At 74.8% G+C, this 17,219-nt stretch carries 18 protein-coding genes; 4 read left to right on the forward strand and 14 right to left on the reverse strand.

Annotation, left to right across the window (positions count from 1 at the left end; genetic code table 11):
* Positions 1-31 precede the first annotated feature (31 nt).
* Together WCD74_RS12340 and WCD74_RS12345 are read left to right on the forward strand one after the other, a co-directional pair.
* Positions 32-478: an SRPBCC family protein gene (locus tag WCD74_RS12340; protein ID WP_337695138.1), complete on the forward strand. Its 447-nt coding sequence runs from the start codon at positions 32-34 to the stop codon at positions 476-478.
* 148 nt (positions 479-626) lie between these two features.
* Entirely contained in the window at positions 627-1,478 is an 852-nt protein-coding gene (locus WCD74_RS12345) for a mechanosensitive ion channel family protein (protein ID WP_337695139.1), read from the forward strand.
* Positions 1,479-1,526: 48 nt separating this feature from the next.
* On the opposite strand, the gene mutM is transcribed toward WCD74_RS12345, so the two are convergent.
* From mutM to coaD, 6 genes are all read right to left on the reverse strand, one after another.
* Positions 1,527-2,387, reverse strand: a complete 861-nt coding sequence (gene mutM / locus WCD74_RS12350; protein WP_337695140.1) for a bifunctional DNA-formamidopyrimidine glycosylase/DNA-(apurinic or apyrimidinic site) lyase — start codon at positions 2,385-2,387, stop codon at positions 1,527-1,529.
* Positions 2,388-3,113, reverse strand: a complete 726-nt coding sequence (gene rnc, locus WCD74_RS12355; protein WP_373696069.1) for a ribonuclease III — start codon at positions 3,111-3,113, stop codon at positions 2,388-2,390.
* Positions 3,114-3,118: 5 nt separating this feature from the next.
* On the reverse strand, positions 3,119-3,301 hold the full coding sequence (gene rpmF / locus WCD74_RS12360; protein ID WP_179794247.1) for a 50S ribosomal protein L32: 183 nt from the start codon (positions 3,299-3,301) through the stop codon (positions 3,119-3,121).
* 15 nt (positions 3,302-3,316) lie between these two features.
* Complete coding sequence (locus tag WCD74_RS12365) at positions 3,317-3,892, reverse strand: YceD family protein (RefSeq protein WP_337695141.1); 576 nt, start codon at positions 3,890-3,892, stop codon at positions 3,317-3,319.
* Positions 3,893-3,960: 68 nt separating this feature from the next.
* Positions 3,961-4,650: a DivIVA domain-containing protein gene (locus WCD74_RS12370; protein ID WP_337695142.1), complete on the reverse strand. Its 690-nt coding sequence runs from the start codon at positions 4,648-4,650 to the stop codon at positions 3,961-3,963.
* A gap of 101 nt (positions 4,651-4,751) precedes the next feature.
* Positions 4,752-5,228, reverse strand: coding sequence for a pantetheine-phosphate adenylyltransferase (gene coaD / locus WCD74_RS12375; protein ID WP_337695143.1), 477 nt, complete (start codon positions 5,226-5,228; stop codon positions 4,752-4,754).
* A gap of 62 nt (positions 5,229-5,290) precedes the next feature.
* Between coaD and WCD74_RS12380 the strand changes: the two genes are divergently transcribed.
* Positions 5,291-5,941 carry a GNAT family N-acetyltransferase gene (locus WCD74_RS12380; protein WP_337695144.1) on the forward strand — a complete coding sequence of 217 codons (651 nt, stop codon included), beginning with the start codon at positions 5,291-5,293 and terminating at the stop codon, positions 5,939-5,941.
* On the opposite strand, the gene WCD74_RS12385 is transcribed toward WCD74_RS12380, so the two are convergent.
* From WCD74_RS12385 to WCD74_RS12405, 5 genes are all read right to left on the reverse strand, one after another.
* A complete protein-coding gene (locus WCD74_RS12385) occupies positions 5,922-6,755 on the reverse strand; it encodes an HTD2 family dehydratase (protein WP_337695145.1) in 834 nt (277 codons plus the stop codon). The two genes, WCD74_RS12380 and WCD74_RS12385, sit on opposite strands and share 20 nt — an antisense overlap.
* Before the next feature lie 84 nt (positions 6,756-6,839).
* The gene (locus WCD74_RS12390; RefSeq protein WP_337695146.1) at positions 6,840-7,145 is read right to left on the reverse strand and encodes a hypothetical protein; all 306 of its coding nucleotides are present in this window, start codon (positions 7,143-7,145) and stop codon (positions 6,840-6,842) included.
* The gene (rsmD, locus tag WCD74_RS12395) at positions 7,142-7,690 is read right to left on the reverse strand and encodes a 16S rRNA (guanine(966)-N(2))-methyltransferase RsmD (protein ID WP_337695147.1); all 549 of its coding nucleotides are present in this window, start codon (positions 7,688-7,690) and stop codon (positions 7,142-7,144) included. The genes WCD74_RS12390 and rsmD overlap by 4 nt, the downstream gene beginning before the upstream one ends.
* Before the next feature lie 12 nt (positions 7,691-7,702).
* Positions 7,703-8,155 (reverse strand): hypothetical protein, encoded by a 453-nt coding sequence (locus WCD74_RS12400; RefSeq protein WP_337695148.1) that lies wholly within the window; start codon positions 8,153-8,155, stop codon positions 7,703-7,705.
* Positions 8,156-8,165: 10 nt separating this feature from the next.
* Complete coding sequence (locus WCD74_RS12405; protein ID WP_337695149.1) at positions 8,166-11,543, reverse strand: pyruvate carboxylase; 3,378 nt, start codon at positions 11,541-11,543, stop codon at positions 8,166-8,168.
* A 146-nt stretch (positions 11,544-11,689) separates the two neighbouring features.
* Between WCD74_RS12405 and WCD74_RS12410 the strand changes: the two genes are divergently transcribed.
* On the forward strand, positions 11,690-12,406 hold the full coding sequence (locus WCD74_RS12410; RefSeq protein WP_337695150.1) for a hypothetical protein: 717 nt from the start codon (positions 11,690-11,692) through the stop codon (positions 12,404-12,406).
* A gap of 121 nt (positions 12,407-12,527) precedes the next feature.
* On the opposite strand, the gene WCD74_RS12415 is transcribed toward WCD74_RS12410, so the two are convergent.
* From WCD74_RS12415 to WCD74_RS12425, 3 genes are all read right to left on the reverse strand, one after another.
* The gene (locus WCD74_RS12415; RefSeq protein WP_337695151.1) at positions 12,528-13,430 is read right to left on the reverse strand and encodes an alpha/beta fold hydrolase; all 903 of its coding nucleotides are present in this window, start codon (positions 13,428-13,430) and stop codon (positions 12,528-12,530) included.
* Between the two features lie 277 nt (positions 13,431-13,707).
* Positions 13,708-14,592 (reverse strand): C40 family peptidase, encoded by an 885-nt coding sequence (locus WCD74_RS12420; RefSeq protein WP_337695152.1) that lies wholly within the window; start codon positions 14,590-14,592, stop codon positions 13,708-13,710.
* Between the two features lie 328 nt (positions 14,593-14,920).
* A complete protein-coding gene (locus tag WCD74_RS12425) occupies positions 14,921-17,158 on the reverse strand; it encodes an ATP-dependent DNA helicase RecG (protein WP_337695153.1) in 2,238 nt (745 codons plus the stop codon).
* Between the last annotated feature and the right edge of the window lie 61 nt (positions 17,159-17,219).

Genomic DNA, 17,219 nt, shown 5'->3' on the forward strand with positions numbered 1-17,219 from the left:
CGAGGGACGGCAGAACCGGACACCCGCGCGCATGGCAACCGCAACGCACTACCTCGAGGTCAACGCTCCGGCCGCGCAGTGCTACCAGTGGTGGCGGCCGCTGACCCACCTCCCGCAGATCATGGACGACGTGCGCTCGGTCGAGCCGAAGAGCGGGTCCGCGGACGTGACCCACTGGGTCGTCGACGGGCCGCTCGGCAAGCAGATCGAGTGGGACGCGAAGATCATCGACGAGGAGACCGACCGCAAGATCGCCTGGAAGTCGCTCGAGGAGAGCAACAACTCGGTCGACACCGGCGGCGCGGTCCGCTTCGACAACCACGGCGACACCACCGGCGTCGAGGTCAGCCTCCACGTCGAGACGCCGGCCGGCGCGCTGGGCGACCTGGGCGCGAAGCTCTTCGCCGACCCGCAGAAGAAGATCGAGAAGGCCCTCCAGGAGTTCAAGCAGCTCATGGAGACCAACTCCGGGCGCTGAGCCTCCCGACGCCGGTCCGTCCCCGCGCGAGGACGGACCGGCGTCGTCCTCCCCGGCCCGCGGGCCCACCCGGTTCGGCGCGTACCGCGGACGGGGGACGGGCATGCGGAGCCCTCACCTCACACCGATCTCACCCCAGGAGACCGAGATGATTGCTCTGCCCACCCAGGCCGCACCCTCGGGCGGCGGCGGCTTCGACGCCCTGCAGTCCCTGCAGAACGCGTTCACGACCCTGCTGAACTACGTCCCGAACGTCATCGGGGCCCTGCTGGTCCTGCTGATCGGCTACATCATCGCCCGGCTCATCCGCGCCGGGATCACGAAGCTCCTCCAGCGCGTCCGCCTGGACCAGCGCCTCACGCACGGCTCCGGCGGCGAGTACGTCGCCCGCTTCAGCCCGGACCAGAGCCCCGCGAAGCTCGTCGGGCTCGTCGTGCAGTGGGTGCTGCTGGTCTTCGTGATCGTCTCGGCCGTCGGGACGCTGAACATCCCCGCCGTCACCGGGTTCGTGAACCTGGTGCTCTCCTACCTGCCGAACGTGCTCGCCGCGCTGCTCATCTTCCTGGTGGCCGCCGCGATCGCCGCCGCCGTCGGCGGGCTGGTGCACCGCACCATGGGCGACACCCCGACCGGGCGGGTCGCCCGCTCCGCCGCGCCGACGCTCGTCATGATCATCGCGGTCTTCATGATCCTGAACCAGCTCGGCATCGCCGAGGTGATCGTGAACGCCACGTTCATCGCCCTCATCGGCGCGCTCGCCCTCGGCGCCGCGCTGGCCTTCGGGCTCGGCGGGCGCGAGGCCGCCGCGGACCTGATCAACTCCGGGTACCGCAAGGCCCAGGAGAACCGCGACCAGGTTCGTGCCGACCTCGACACCGGCTACCGGCGCGGGCAGGCCGACGCCGCCCGGGTCGCCGAGCAGCAGGGGCACACCACCACCGCCCCGGACCCGCAGGCGCCGACGGTCGCGATCACCCCGCAGACCGACGGCAGCCGGTAGGCGCCCGTCCGACGAGCCCGTCGGGAGCCCCAGCGGCTCCCGGCGGGCTCACGCGCGTCGGGGCACCCGCTGGCAGGTCGGGCACCAGAACGACGAGCGGTTCATGAACGCGGACCGCCGGATCGCGGTCCCGCACCGCGGGCACGGCTCGTCCTCGCGGCCGTAGACCGCCAGCGAGCGCTCGAAGTACCCGGACTCCCCGTGCACGTCCACGTAGAGCGCGTCGAACGACGTCCCGCCCTGGGCCAACGCCTCCGTCATGACCTCCGAGGCGGCCAGGAGGACCTTCCGGACGTCGGGTCGGGTCAGGCGCGCGGTCGGGCGCAGCGAGTGCAGGCGGGCGCGCCACAACGCCTCGTCGGCGTAGATGTTGCCGATCCCGGACACGACCGTCTGGTCGAGCAGCGCCCGCTTCAGCTCGGTGCGACGGCGGCGGTACGCCCCGACCGCGGCCTCGAGGTCGAAGGACGGGTCGAGCGGGTCGCGCCCGATGTGCACGACCGGCACGGGCACCCGCTCCCCGTCGCTGTCCGCCGTGTCCACGGCGGTGAGCCCCCCGAAGGTGCGCTGGTCGACGAACCGCAGCTCGGACCGGTCGTCACCGAATCGCAGGCGCACCCGGAGGTGCTTCTCGTCCGGCCGGTCGCCGGGCTGGACGAGCAACTGGCCGCTCATGCCGAGGTGGGCGAGCAGCGCGGTCCCGTCGTCGAGGTCGACCCACAGGAACTTGCCGCGTCGGCGGGCCGCCACGAGCGTGCGGCCGGCGAGCCGCGCGGCCAGTTCGGCGGCTCCCCCGGGCTGGCGGCGCACCGCGCGCGGATGCAACACCTCGACGGAGGTGACGGTGCGTCCCACCGCGTGGTCGGCGACCCCGCGCCGGACCACCTCGACCTCGGGGAGCTCGGGCACTCAGGGTCCGACGGGGCCGTTCAGCGCCTCGTAGGCCGCCTGCGCGGCCTTCTGCTCCGCGTCCTTCTTCGTGCGCCCGGTGCCGACGCCGAGGCCCTCACCGGTGACCACGGCGGTCGCGGTGAACTCCTTGGCGTGGTCCGGACCCTCCTCGGTGATGCGGTACTCCGGGACGCCGCGGCCGGCCGCGGCCGTGAGCTCCTGCAGGCTGGTCTTCCAGTCCAGGCCGGCACCGAGACGCGGGGCCTGGTGGAGCAGGTCGCCGAACAGGCGGGCGACCAGGTCGCGGGCGACGTCGATGCCGTGCTCGAGGTGCACCGCGCCCAGGATCGCCTCGACCGCGTCGCCCAGGATCGAGTCCTTGTCGCGGCCCCCGGTCATCTCCTCGCCGCGGCCCAGGTACATCAGCTCGCCCAGGCCGAGGGTCCGGGCGACGCTCGCCAGCGCGTGCATGTTGACCACGCTCGCGCGCAGCTTCGCGAGCTGGCCCTCGGGCAGCTCCGGGTGCTCGCGGTAGAGCCGCTCGGTGACCGCGATCCCGAGGACCGAGTCCCCGAGGAACTCCAGGCGCTCGTTGGTCGGCAGCCCGCCCTTCTCGTAGGCGTACGAGCGATGCGTCAGGGCGAGGCCGAGGAGCTCGGGATCGACCTCGATCCCGAGCACCCGGCTGAGCCGCTGCGCCGGCGACCCGTCCTGCTCCGTGGCGCCGGCCGCGCTGGCGGCCACCGCGGTCAGGCCGGGGTGACGGCCCGGCGGCCGGCGTACTGGCCGCAGGTGGGGCAGGCGACGTGCGGCGGCTTGGGCTGGCCGCAGGCCTTGTTCTGGCAGGCCACGAGGGTCGGCACGGACGCCTTCCACTGCGAGCGGCGGGCGTGGGTGTTGGCGCGCGACATCCGGCGCTTCGGGACGGCCACGGTAGGTCTCTCTCCTCAGTCTTCTGTGCTGCCGCCGGCGAAACGTTCCTGCAGGGCGGCCCAGCGAGGGTCAATCCTCTCACGCGCACTCCCGGCGGGCACGAAGGCCCATGCCTCCTCGTCCGGCGAGGGCACTCCGGGGCAGTCGTCGCTGCACAGCGGCGCGTTCGGGAGCTCCAGCAGCACGGCGTCGCGGACCGCGGGCTCGAGGTCGATCTTCTCGTCGACGATCCGCGCGACGTCCTCGGCGTCGGTCGTCTCGTCGGTGACCGAGTCGGGGTAGGCGTAGAGCTCGGCGACGTCGACCTCGACGTCGTCGGTGACCTCGCCCAGGCAGCGCGAGCACTCGCCGACCACGTGCGCGCTGACCGTGCCGCTCGCGAGGACGCCCTCGACCACGGACTCGAGGCGCAGGTCGAGGTGGATCGGGTCGCCCGCGGGCACACCGATCACCTCCAGCCCGAAGTCGGCGGGGGCGGGCACGTCGCGGACCCAGGGCTTCATGGTGCCGGGCCGGCGCGAGATCTCGCGCAGGACGTCGACGACCCACGGGCTGGTCGCGTCGGGGACGGGGGTGTGCTTCTCAGTCATCTCATCCGGACCAACGTGCTGCGCGCCGGGACGTGTTCCCGACGACGGGTCTGGCCCGGTCGACCAGCCTACGCGCTGGCCCGCTCGCTCTCCTCACGCGCCGCCGCGCCGACCTGGCCGGTCCGCAGCTGGTGGCGGTGCCGGCCGACGGTGTCGAGCACCGACTCCAGGGTCTCGGTGAACTCGGCGAGCGCGGTGTCGACGTAGTGGTCGCAGTCGGTGCGCGCCCGGTGCGCGTCCTCGGCGGCCCGGTCGAGGATGCGGCCGGCCTCGTCGCGGGCCGCGAGCGTCACCTCGTGCTCGGACACCAGGCGCTGCTGCTCGGTCCGGCCGTCGGTGACCGCGCGGTCGTAGCTCTGGCGCCCCGCCTCGGTCATCCGGTCGGCCTCGGCCGCGGCCCGGTCGGTGAGGTCGGCGTACTCGCGACGACCCCGGGAGACGACGCGCTCGGCCTCGTGCTCGGCCTCGGCGATCATCTGCTGGGCCTGCTCGCGGGCCTCGGTGAGGATGCGGTCGGCCTCGGTCCGCGCCTCCTCCGTCGCGCGCGTGGCCTCCTCGGTCGCGTCGTCGACCAGCTTGTCGCGGTGGTCGAGGACGTCCTGGGCGTCGTCGAGCTCCCCGGGGATGGCCTCGCGGATGTCGTCGAGCAGTTCCAGGACGTCGCCCCGGGGCACGACGCAGCTCGTCGTCATCGGGAGCCCGCGCGCCTCCTCGCAGATCGTCACGAGCTCGTCGAGCGCCTCGAACACCCGGTACACGCCGATCCACCTCCCGCGTCGAAGACCGCCCGCCAGTGTGCGGCGGCCGCTCGCCCGTTCCGCGCATTGCGGCGTGTCGCGGCGTGTCGGGTCGGCCCCCGTCAGCGGGAGCCGAGGCGCTCCTGCAGCGCCGCGTGCACGCTCGCCGTCAGGAAGGCCGAGACGTCCCCACCGCCCCGGGCGACCTCCTTGACCAGCGAGCTGGAGACGAAGGTGTGCTCCGGCGAGGCGGAGAGGAACACCGTGTCGACCCCGGTGAGGTGGCGGTTCATCTGCGCCATCGGGAGCTCGTAGGCGTAGTCGGTGTCCGAGCGCAGGCCCTTCGCGATGACCCCGACGCCCTGGCTGCGGCACCAGTCGACCAGCAGGCCGGAGAAGGCCGCCGTCGAGACGTTCGGCAGGTCGGCGAAGGTGTCCGCCAGCAGCCCGCGGCGCTCGTCGATGGTGAACAGGCCCTGCTTGTTCGGGTTGATCGCCACCGCGACCACCACCTCGTCGAACATCGCCGCCGCCCGGCGCACCACGTCGACGTGGCCGAGGGTGACGGGGTCGAACGAACCGGGGCAGACGGCCTTCATGGTCGAGCTCCGCTTCGCTCCGTCTCCTGCCTCATGATCAGCCGTTATAGCAGGATCCGCCCGTGGACTACGTGCGCGACGACCTGACCGCGCTGTACCCCTGGTTCGGCCTGCGGGTGGCGCACGCCGGCCTCGTCCTGACCCCACCCACCGACGTCGAGCTGCTCGAGCTGGCCGCGCTCGTCGGCGAACCCGGCGGGGTCCTGGCCCCGGGCCAGGAGCACTTCGTCACCTGGCGGACCGGGGACGCGGACGCGGCCCGCGCCTGGCTGGAGCGGTCCTGGGCCTGGCGGCGCGCTCCCGACGACGGGTGGCTGGTCCCGTTCGCGGCCCTGGAGGCCGGGCGGGTGGTCGGGCACGCGACGCTCGGGCGCGGTGCGGGCCCGGGCGAGGCGTGGACGACGTCGTGGGTGGGGCGCGCCGACCAGGGCCGGGGCCTCGGACGGCGGGTGCGGCTGATGCTGCTGGAGCTCGCGTTCGGCCCGCTCGGGGTGACGCGCGCCGTCACCTCCGCCGCCGAGGACAACGGGGCGTCGCTGTGGGTCTCGCAGCGCTGCGGCTACCGCGAGACCGAGCGGCGCCGCCATCCCGACGGGACGCCCGAGGTGCACCTGGCCGTCACGCCCGGCGCGTGGCGGCGGCGCCGGCTCGACGGGGTGGTGGTCGAGGGCGTCGAACCCTTCCTCGCGGCGATCAGCCCAGGGTCGCGGTGATCGAGGGAGGGGCGCCCGGGACGCCGGCGGCGACGCCCCCGTGGTCGTCGGTGCGGTCCGCGACCACCCGGGCCCCGGCGAACGCGGGCCGGGAGAGCCGGTACTCGAACGAGCGCACCTCCCGCCCCTGCCGCCGCGGGACCTCCAGGCACATCAGGGCGAGCAGCGGCCCGTGCACGACGAGTCCGGGGTAGCCCTCGACCCCGGTGACGTACGGGTGGTCGTAGTGGATGCGGTGGGTGTTGTAGGTCAGCGCGGAGAACCGGAAGAGCAGGCGCTCGTCCGGGACGAGGGCGACGGCCTCGTCCGAGGGCGCCGGAGCCTCGCCCGGCTCGTCGAGCGCGATGCCCCGCGCCCGGCCGGGCGGCTGCGAGCGGTACACGACGTCGGACTCCTCGGTGACCAGCACGTCGTCGCCGTCGAAGAACTCGGTGCGCACCGTGACCAGCAGCATGTCGCCCGACCGGCCGTGCTTGGCCTGCGCGCCGACCAGCGACGACCGCCGGGTGTAGGTCCCGCCCACCCGCATCGGCTCCCCGATCCGCAGCCGGCCTCCGGCGACCATGCGGCGCCGGTCCGGGATCGGCGGGAGGAAGTGTCCGTGCAGCGGGTGCCCGTCGTCGCCGAGCTCGTCGGACCGCGGGTGCTCCAGGAAGCCGAACCAGTGCCACATCGGCGGCAGCGGCTCCCCGTCGGCGGCCACGGGGTCGAGGTCGAACATCCCGCTGACCGCCGCCACGGTCCAGGCGGAGGTCCCGCCGGTCGTCGTGATCGGCTCCGGGGCCCATCCCTGCGTCGCGTCGGCGAGGTCCACGGTCGCCGATCATGGCGGCACGGTCCCCGTGCCAGCAATGCGTCACTGCTGTCGCCCAGTGCCAGGGAATCCGGCACCGTCGGCTCAGCGCTTCGGTGCCTTCCCCCGCCACGCGAGCGACTGCGCGTCCAGCGCGCGGACCGTCTCGTCGCCCTCGCGCAGCATCCGCTCCCCCTGCTCGACGGCGTGCGCGAGCTGGTCGGCGTCGAGCTTCCGGAACGCGGCGCCGCGTCCCCGGCCGAGGACGTCGTACCAGCACCCGCCGACCGCATCGTCGAGCAGCACGCGGCCGAAGCAGTGGTCCTCCCGGATCACCCAGCCGTCCCGCCGGGCCGCGGCCGGGAGCTCGTCGCGCACCAGCTCCAGGTACCGGTCCTCGAGGTCGCTCACCCCGACGGCGTACCCAGGTGCAGCGTCGTCTCCCCGTAGACCCGCGGCTCCTCGGGCTCGAGCCCCTCCGGCCAGGTCGGCACCCGTGTCCGGGAGTCCCGTTCCAGCACCACCAGCGCGTCCGGCGCCAGCCACGGCACGAGCAGCGCCAGCACCGTGTCCACCTCGTCCTCGGTGCCGGCGTAGGGCGGATCGACGAACACCAGGTCGACGGTGTCCGTGGGCCGCTTCAGGAAGGTCGGCACGGACGCCCGCCGCACCGCGCCGCCGGTGAGTCCCGTCGCCCGGACGTTGGTCTGGATGAAGCCGCACGCCCGCGGGTCGCGCTCCACGAGCGTGGCGATCAGCGCCCCGCGCGACAGGGCCTCCAGCCCGAGCGCGCCCGACCCCGCGTACAGGTCCAGCACCACCGCGTCCTCCAGGACGCCCCGCGCCGCGAGCAGGGAGAACAGCGCCTCGCGCACCCGGTCCGACGTCGGCCGCACACCGTGCGGCGGCACCTGGATCCGCTGCCCGCCGGCCGTCCCCGCCACGATGCGACTCATCGGGCGATCAGCCTAGGTCTCGAAGCACTGCACCTCGACCGCACCCGGGACGATCACCGCGGACCGGTACACGATGCCGCCCCCGGGCCGCTGGACCCGCTCCCGGGCCACCACGGGCGTGCCCGCGGGCAGGTCCGGCCCGAACGCGAGGTCCACGACCTCCGCCGACGGTGCCGCCGGGGGCATCCCACCCGCGACGAGCCAGTCGGCGGCCGGGGCGCCGGTCGCCCGGAACACCACGAGCCCGTCGATGCCCTGCTCGCGGCGCAGCGGCCCCATCGTCACGTCGGCGGGGACGGCGGGCAGCGCGCAGAAGGACGCCGCCGCGGCCGCCTCCGCCGCCGTCGGGACCGCGCTCACGCCCCGGTCGAGCTCGACGTCCCGCGCGACGAACCGGCCGGCGACGACCGCCGCCGCGACCGTCAGCGCCAGCGCGACCACCCCCGCCGCCACCACGAGGGCCACGACGCTCCGTCTACGCAAGCACCACGACCAGGTCGCCGCCCTCCACCTGCTGCACCGAGCCGATCGCGAGGCGTTGCACCGTTCCCGACGACGGGGCGGTGATGGCCGCCTCCATCTTCATCGCCTCGATGGTGGCCAGGGTGTCGCCCGCCGACACCTGGTCTCCCTCGCCGACCTGCAGGGTCACCACCCCGGCGAACGGCGCGGCCACGTGCGACGGGTCGGAGCGGTCGGCCTTCTCGGCGACCTTGACGTCGGTGTCCACGGCGCGGTCGCGGACCTGGACCGGGCGCAGCTGCCCGTTGAGCGACATCAGCACGGTCCGCATCCCGCGGGCGTCCGGCTCCGAGATCGCCTCCAGCTCGATGAGCAGCTGCACCCCGGGCTCGAGGTCGACCGCGTACTCGGTCTCGGACCGCAGCCCGTAGAAGAACTCCTGGCTGCGCAGCACCGAGGTGTCGCCGTAGGCCGTGCGGTGCTCGCGGAACTCCGCCGTGGGGCCGGGGAAGAGCAGCTCGTTCAGCGTCCCGGCGCGCTCGGCCTCCAGCCCCTTGCGCTGGTCGTCGGTGAGCTCCGCGAGGCCCGGCCGCTCGGTGCGGCCCTCCAGGGCGCGCGTGCGCAGCGGCTCCGGCCACCCACCGGGCGGATCGCCGAGCTCCCCGCGCAGGAAGCCGATCACGGAGTCCGGGATGTCGTAGCGCGACGGGTCCGCCTCGAAGTCGGCCGGGTCGACCCCCGCGCCCACGAAGTGCAGCGCCAGGTCGCCGACCACCTTCGACGACGGGGTGACCTTGACCAGGTGCCCCAGCATCCGGTCGGCCGCGGCGTAGGCGTCCTCGACCTGCTCGAACCGGTCGCCGAGCCCGAGCGCGACCGCCTGCGTGCGCAGGTTCGACAGCTGCCCGCCCGGGATCTCGTGGGTGTAGACCCGGCCGGTCGGCGACGCCAGCCCGGACTCGAACGGCCGGTACACCTTCCGGACGAGCTCCCAGTAGGGCTCGAGCGCGTTGACCGCGTCCAGCGAGAGCCCGGTCTCCCGCGCGCTGTGGTCGGTCGCCGCGACCAGCGCCGACAGCGAGGGCTGCGAGGTGGTCCCGGCCATCGACGCGACCGCGGCGTCCACCGCGTCCACCCCGGCGTCGATCGCGGCCAGCAGCGTCGCGAGCTGCCCGCCGGCCGTGTCGTGGGTGTGGAGGTGGACCGGCAGGTCGAACCGCTCGCGCAGGGCGGTGACCAGCGTGCGCGCCGCCGGCGGGCGCAGCAGGCCCGCCATGTCCTTGATCGCCAGCACGTGCGCCCCCGCCTCGACGATCTGCTCGGCGAGGCGCAGGTAGTAGTCCAGCGTGTACAGCGTCTCCGACGGGTCGGACAGGTCGCTGGTGTAGCAGAGGGCGACCTCGGCGAGCGCCCCGCCGGACCCGCGCACCGCCTCGATCGCGGGCCGCATCTGGGACACGTCGTTCAGCGCGTCGAAGATCCGGAAGACGTCGATCCCCGTGCGGGCGGCCTCGGCGACGAAGGCGTCGGTCACCTCGGTCGGGTACGGCGTGTAGCCCACCGTGTTCCGCCCGCGCAGCAGCATCTGCAGGCACAGGTTCGGCATCGCCTCGCGCAGCCGGGCCAGCCGCTCCCACGGGTCCTCGGCCAGGAACCGCAGCGCCACGTCGTAGGTGGCCCCGCCCCAGCACTCCACCGACAGCAGCTCCGGGGTGGTGCGCGCGACGTGCGGGGCGATCTCCAGCAGGTCCCGGGTCCGCACCCGCGTCGCCAGCAGCGACTGGTGGGCGTCCCGGAAGGTGGTGTCGGTGACCGGCACGGTGGTCTGCTCGCGCAGCCACGCCGCGAACCCCTCCGGGCCCAGCTCGCCGAGACGCTGGCGCGAGCCGTCCGGCGGCGCCACCGTCAGGTCGGCCGCGGGCAGCTTCTCGCGCGGGTCGGCCAGGTCCGGGGGCGTGCCGTGCGGCTTGTTCACCGTCACGTCGGCCAGGTAGGTCATCAGCCGCGTGCCGCGGTCGGCGGGCGCGCGGGCGGCGAGCAGCTCCGGGTGCTCGGCGATGAAGCTCGTGGTGACCCGGCCCTCGCGGAAGTCCGGCTCGTCGAGCAGGGCCATGAGGAACGGGATGTTCGTCGCGACGCCGCGCACCCGGAACTCGGCCAGGGCCCGCCGGGACCGCCGGACCGCCGTCGTGAAGTCCCGTCCGCGACAGGTCACCTTGACCAGCAGCGAGTCGAAGTGCGCGCTGATCTGCGCGCCGGCGAACGCGGTGCCGCCGTCGAGGCGCACGCCCGACCCGGACGCCGAGCGGTACGCCGAGATCATCCCGATGTCCGGCCGGAACTCGTTGGCCGGATCCTCGGTGGTGATCCGGCACTGCAGCGCGAACCCGTGCAGCGCGACCGCGTCCTGCGAGAGCCCGAGGTCGGCCAGGGTCTCCCCCGAGGCGATGCGCATCTGGGCGGCGACGAGGTCGACGTCCGCGACCTCCTCGGTGACCGTGTGCTCCACCTGGATGCGCGGGTTCATCTCGATGAAGTGGTGGTTCCCGTCGGCGTCGAGCAGGAACTCGACCGTCCCGGCGTTCACGTAGCCGATCGCCGTCGCGAACCTGACCGCGTCCGCGCAGATCCGCTCGCGCAGCTCCGGCGACAGGTTCGGGGCCGGCGCGATCTCGACGACCTTCTGGTGCCGCCGCTGCACCGAGCAGTCGCGCTCGAACAGGTGCATGACGTGGCCCTGCGCATCGGCGAGGATCTGCACCTCGATGTGCCGCGGGTCGATCACCGCCTGCTCGAGGATCACCGTCGCGTCCCCGAACGCCGACGACGCCTCGTTCATCGCCGCGGTCAGCGCGTCGCGCAGCGACCGCTCCTCGCGCACCAGCCGCATGCCCCGGCCACCGCCGCCCGCGACCGCCTTGACGAACAGCGGGAACGTCATCCCCGACGCGGCCGCCAGCAGCGTCTCGACGTCGTCGGACGGGTCCGACGAGTCGAGCACCGGCACCCCGGCCTCGCGTGCCGCCGCGACCGCCCGGTGCTTGTTCCCGGCCATCGCCAGCACCCGGGCCGGCGGGCCGATGAAGGTGATGCCGGCGTCGGCGCACGCCGTCGCCAGCTTGGGGTTCTCCGAGAGGAAGCCGTAGCCGGGGTAGATCGCGTCCGCACCGGCCTTCTGCGCGGCCCGGATCATCTCCTCGATCGAGAGGTACGCCCGGACCGGGTGGCCCTCCTCGCCGATCTGGTACGCCTCGTCGGCCTTGAGCCGGTGCTCGGACTGGCGGTCCTCCACCGGGAACACGGCCACCGTCGCCGCGCCCAGCTCGTACGCGGCCCGGAACCCCCGGATCGCGATCTCCCCGCGGTTCGCCACGAGCACCTTGCGGAACATCGACCCGCCCTCCCGATCGCCGCCCCCGGGCGGGTGCGAGCGGGCGCACGCTACCGCGGGGGACCGACGGGCGGCGTGGAACTCGGGCGCGGGCTCCGGTACCAAGGAGAGGAGCGATCCGGCGTTCGACGTGGCGGGAGGTCCCGATGGCAGGCTCCAGCTCCCCACTGCGCCGGTCGGCCGTGCCCTGGCTCTATGCCCTCGCGGTCCTGCTGACCGTGATCTCCCCGCTGGTCTTCCTCGCGGTCTGGGTCGGCGACGGGACGATCGAGGGCCTCGGTCCGGCCGTGGTGGCCACCGTGGCCGACCTCGTGGCCGCCGCGTTCGCGGCGGTCGTCGCCACCGTGCTCGCGGCGCAGCGCGGCGTGCGCCGGGTGCGCTCGGTCGTGCTCGGTCATCCCGACGGCAGGTCCGGGCGGCTGCACGAGCACCGCTCGGCCCGCTGGAGCCTCGCCCGCGACCGCTTCGCCGCCCTCCAGCGCGACTACGCGGCCTTCGAGTCCGACCGCTCGGCCGTCGCCGCCCGCCCGGCGTTGGTCGACGTCTCCGTCCCGGCGACCGCCCGGTTCGTCGAGGCCCTGGGCGACGCGCAGGTGCTGGCGACGCCGACCGAGCCGGGCAGCCCCCGCCGCGAGGAGTTCACCGCGGCCGTCGACACCGCGGTGGCGGCGTGGGACGAGGCCCGCCGGGTGGCCGACGAGCTCGCCGGGCAGCACCCGCATCCCGCCGTGGGCCCGGCCCCGGGCCCGACCCGGCCGCCCCGCGCCGCGGCACCGGTCGACGAGTACGCCGCGGTCGCGGACGCCGTGAAGCAGGCCGCGGCCCGCGGCATGCGGGACCTGCGGGGTCGCCTGAAGGCCTGACGTCCGCGGGCGGCCCGTCGCCCGGACGTCAGCGGTGGCACACGGCTGCCATCGGACGTCAGCGGTGGCACACGGCTGCCATCGGACGTCAGCGATGGCACACGGCTGCCGCCCGGCGAGCTCACGGGCGGGCACCGATCTCCCGGATCGCCGCCGCAGTCTCCCGCGGCCGGTCCTCCTGCAGGTAGTGCCCGGCCCCGGGGACCACGACGACGTCGGCCCCGGGCAGCGTCGCCGCGCTGATGCCGGGCGCGCCGCCCTCGAGGGCGGTCGCGGACACGGCGAGCGGGCGCGGGTCGGCGCGGGTGCGGGCGGCGTCGCGGGCGAGGGCGCGATAACGGCCCATCGCCGCGTCGTAGCGGCCGGGCGCGGAGTAGGCGCGCACGGCGTCGTCGAGGGAGCCGGACGCCTCGACGGCGGGATCGGAGACGAAGGCGGCGAGCACCGCACGCTGCCGGCCCGCCACCGCGGCCGCGAGCTCGCCCCGCGGCGCCGCCGCGAACGCCGCCACGTGGGGCGGGGCCAGCGCCTCCAGCCCGCGCCCGGGTACCCCGCCGCCGGAGAGCACCAGGCGCCGCACCTGGTCGGGGCGCGCCCGCGCCCACGCGTGGGCCGGCATCGCCCCCATGTCGTGCCCGACGACGACGGCGGGCCCCACCCCGAGCGCGTCCACCAGCCCGGCCAGGTCCCCCGCGAGCGTCGCCGCCTCGGGGTCCGGCTCGGGGCCCGGGTCGGAACAGCCGGCCCCGCGGAGGTCGGGGACGACGACGCGGTGGTCCGCGGCGAGATCGAGGGCCACGGCGCGCCAGGTCCGCCACGTCTCCGGGAAGCCGTGCAGCAGCACGACGGCCGGCGCACCGGGCGGACCCCCGACCACCGCGTGCAGGCGCACGACGCCGGTGTCCACCGTGGTGCGGGTCAGCCCGGGGACGTCGCGGCCGCACCGGTCCGCGTCCGCGGACGGGACCGGCACGAGGACGGCGGCCAGGAGCAGCGCGACGACACCGTGACGGATGGGGCCCACGGGACGGGGTGACCGCCGATCGGGCCGTTGACCCACCACCGGCTGCAGCGAGGACACTGCGGGGAGTCACGATGTGATCCGCGTCATTTCACTCGATCGAACCCGAGTGGGGATCCGTTGCGCGGGACACCCTATGCGTGACGGGATCGACCGTCACGAGAGACCTTCGGTGCTCGGAGCTGGGGAGCGTCCGTCCACCGAATCAGGCCCGGGGTTCCCTTTCGGGGAGGGGACCCCGGGCCATTCTCGTCAGTGGGTCAGGTCGCGCCGGGTGGGATCAGACGACGCGCCGCGCGCCGGTCGCCTTGTCCTCGACCTTCGACAGCGACGTGATCTTCACGTCCTCGCCGCTGTTCGGCGCCTCGATCACCTTGCCGTCGCCGACGTACATGACGACGTGGCTGACCGGGCTGTACATGAAGATGAGGTCGCCGGGCTGCAGGTCGTCCATCGAGACCTTCTCGCCGACCTTGGACTGCGCGGCCGAGGTCCGCGGCAGGTCCTTGCCCGCCTTCTCGAACGCGTACTGCATCAGCCCGGAGCAGTCGAAGGAGTTCGGGCCGGTGGCGCCCCACACGTAGGGCTTGCCCAGCCGCGACTTCGCCGCGGAGATCGCGTCCTGCGCCATCTGCTGGCCCGCGGAGAGCTGCGGCTTCGCGGGCGCCGGGGCGGCGGCCGCCGCCTGCCGGGCGCTCGCGGCCACCGTCTTGTACTGCGGGGCCGCGACGGGCGCGGCGGCCGGGGCGACCACCGGCATGACCTGCGTGATCGCGGCGGAGGCCTGGTGGACCGAGGGGACGCTCATGGCGCTCGCGGCCAGGTTCGTCGGGATCGCGACGTCGCCCGTGGCGGGCGGCTCGTCGGCCGACGGGAGCAGGCCGTGCGCGGCGGCGCCGCCGGCGCCGGCGAGGGCGCCGAGCGCGGCCAGCGAGAACCCGGCCGTCCGCGCGGCCCGGGACAGCGGGGCGTGGGGGGCGGCGCGACGGCCGCCGTGCTGGTCTCCGCGGGGTCCGGCGGGGCGGGCTGGCGCGCCGTGGGCGTCGCGGCCGGCCATGGTCCGCGGGATGGGCCCGAGCGAGCCGGTGGTCGCGGCGTCCGGGGCGCGGTGGCGCCCGTCGCGGGCGGCACCGACGGACCCGACCGGCGGGAGAACAGCGGTCATGCGTCGTCTCCACGCCCGACGGTGACCTGTCCGGGGCCTCGCGGCGCGAGTCCCGCTCGGTCGGCCTGCCGCTGGGGAGTGCGGTGGCCGACGATCTCCGTCCCGTCCTGGACGTCGTGCGCTCCGGGGAGGCCGCCGGACGAGAACCGGGCGAAGCGGCCGAGCGCATCGGCACGCTGGTGCGGACCGACCACCGGACCGTAACCGAACCGTGACCCCCGCCGTCCCTGCGGGACGTGCGTGTCGCGCCCGGAGGTCGACCGCGCGCGCCGATCGGTGACCCGTCGGTAGCCGGGCGGTCACCGCGCGGGACCCCGACGAGCGGTCGTCACAGCTTGTCCAGGAACCGTGCTCCCTCGTCCCCGACCACGGCACGCACGAGGCCCGCCAGACGCGGGTGGTGCGCGAGCGTGGGGTCGTCCGCGAGCACGGACCGCGCCACGTCGCGGGCCTCCGTGATCTCCGCGAGGTGGCGGCGGACCGACAGGAAGCGCAACGTCCGGCGGCGGCCGGCCTGCTCGGTGCCCAGCACGTCGCCCTCGCTGCGCAGCTCGAGGTCGAGGTCGGCCATGGCGAAGCCGTCGTGGATCTCCGCGATCCGCTGCAACCGCTCCATCGGCGGGCCCTCGTACTCGGTGACCAGGAAGCACGAGGACGCCGTGTCGCCCCGCCCGACCCGGCCCCGCAGCTGGTGCAGCTGCGAGACGCCGAACCGCTCCGCGTCCAGCACGACGATCACGGTGGCGTTGCCGACGTCCACGCCGACCTCGATCACCGTGGTGGACACCAGCACGTCGACGTCCCCCGCGGCGAAGCGCCGCATCACGTCGTCCTTCTCCTCCGCGGGCAGCCGGCCGTGCAGCACCTCCAGGCGCAGCCCCGCCAGCGGGCCCGCCGCGAGCAGCTCGGCGACCTCGAGCGCGGCGAGCGGCGGGCGGCGCTCGTCGCCGGACGGGCCGGCGTCGGGCTCCTCGTCGTCGGGCGGCCCGTCGTCGCCGATGCGGGGGCAGACGACGTAGGCCTGGTGGCCCGCCTCGACGTCCTCGCGCACCCGCTCCCACACGCGCGCGAGCCACTTCGGCCGGTTGCCGGGCACCGCGTGGGTCGCGATCGGCTTCCGGCCGGCGGGCAGCTCGTCGAGCACGGAGTTCTCGAGGTCGCCGTAGACGGTCAGCGCCACGGTCCGCGGGATCGGGGTCGCCGTCATCACCAGCAGGTGGGGGGCGGTGGGCCCGGGACGGGAGCGCAGCTCGTCGCGCTGGCGGACCCCGAAGCGGTGCTGCTCGTCGACCACGAGCAGCCCGAGGTCGGCGAACCCCACCTCGGCCTGGATCACCGCGTGGGTCCCGACGACGATCCCGGCGGCGCCGGACTGCACGTCGAGCAGCGCCTGCCGACGCTCCTTCGCGCCGAGCGACCCGGTGAGCAGCACGATCCTCGTCGCCTGCTCGCTGGTGTCGAGCTCGACGGGCTCGTCGGCACCCTCGGGGCCGGCACCGAACAGGCCCGCCGGCTCCCCCGCCCGCCCCAGCGGCCCGAGCATCGCGCGCAGCGACCGGGCGTGCTGCGCCGCGAGGACCTCGGTGGGGGCGAGCAGCACCGCCTGCCGCCCGGCGTCGACGACCTGGAGCATCGCCCGCAGCGCGACCACGGTCTTGCCCGAGCCCACGTCGCCCTGCAGCAGCCGGTTGAGCGGCCGGGTGCCGGCGAGGACCTCGGCCAGCTCGTCGCCGACCCGGCGCTGGCCGGCGGTCAGCTCGAACGGCAGGCGGGCGTCGAAGGCGGCCGCGAGCCCGTCGTCGGTGCGCGGGCAGGCCGGGGCGGGGCGGACGGTCGCGTTCGCCCGCTCGCCCTGGAGCGCCAGCTGCAGGCCGAACGCCTCGTCCCACGTGAGCCGGCGCATCGCGGGCTTCGTGTCCTCGAGGTGGGCCGGGAGGTGGATGTCGCGCAGCGCCCGGCCGAGGTCGATCAGCCCGTGCCGCGTGCGGACCTCCTCCGGGATGGGGTCGACCGGGTCGTCGAACACCTCGAGCACCTGGCGCACGGCGGCGAGCAGCTCCCAGGTCTGCACGTCCTTCGTCGCCGGGTACACGGGCGTGATCGGCGGCAGCTTGACCACCTCGTCGTCGACGTCGGCCTCGTCGTCGGGCCCCGCGATGCGCATGGCCCGCGGCGACCCGAGCTGCCAGCGGTCGCGGAACTTCTCGAGCTTCCCGGCGAAGAACGCCCGGCTCCCGGCCGGCATGGTGCGCGCCCGCCACGGCTGGTTGAAGAAGGTCACGGAGAGCTCGAGGCCGCCCGCGGTGACCTCCATCGACGTGATGTGGATCTGCTTGCCGCCGCCGCGCCGGAACTTCCGCTCGCCCCGCGCCGACCGGACCTGCGCGATCACGTTGACGTACTCGCCGACCGTGAGGTCGTCCGGGCCGCGGCTCGCGAGATCCGCGACCGACTCGTAGCGGCGCGGCAGGTGCCGCAGGAGGTCGCCGACGGTGTCCATCTCCAGGTGCTTGCGCAGCACCGCGGCCGAGCGCCCCCCGATGGCCTCGGCGAGGGGGGAGTCCATGTGCACCACGGCCTCAGCGTGCCACCCGGGTCCGACAGTGCCCTCCGGGCTCGGCTACCCT

Source organism: Actinomycetospora aurantiaca, from assembly GCF_037401875.1.
Taxonomy (GTDB): Bacteria; Actinomycetota; Actinomycetes; order Mycobacteriales; family Pseudonocardiaceae; genus Actinomycetospora; species Actinomycetospora aurantiaca.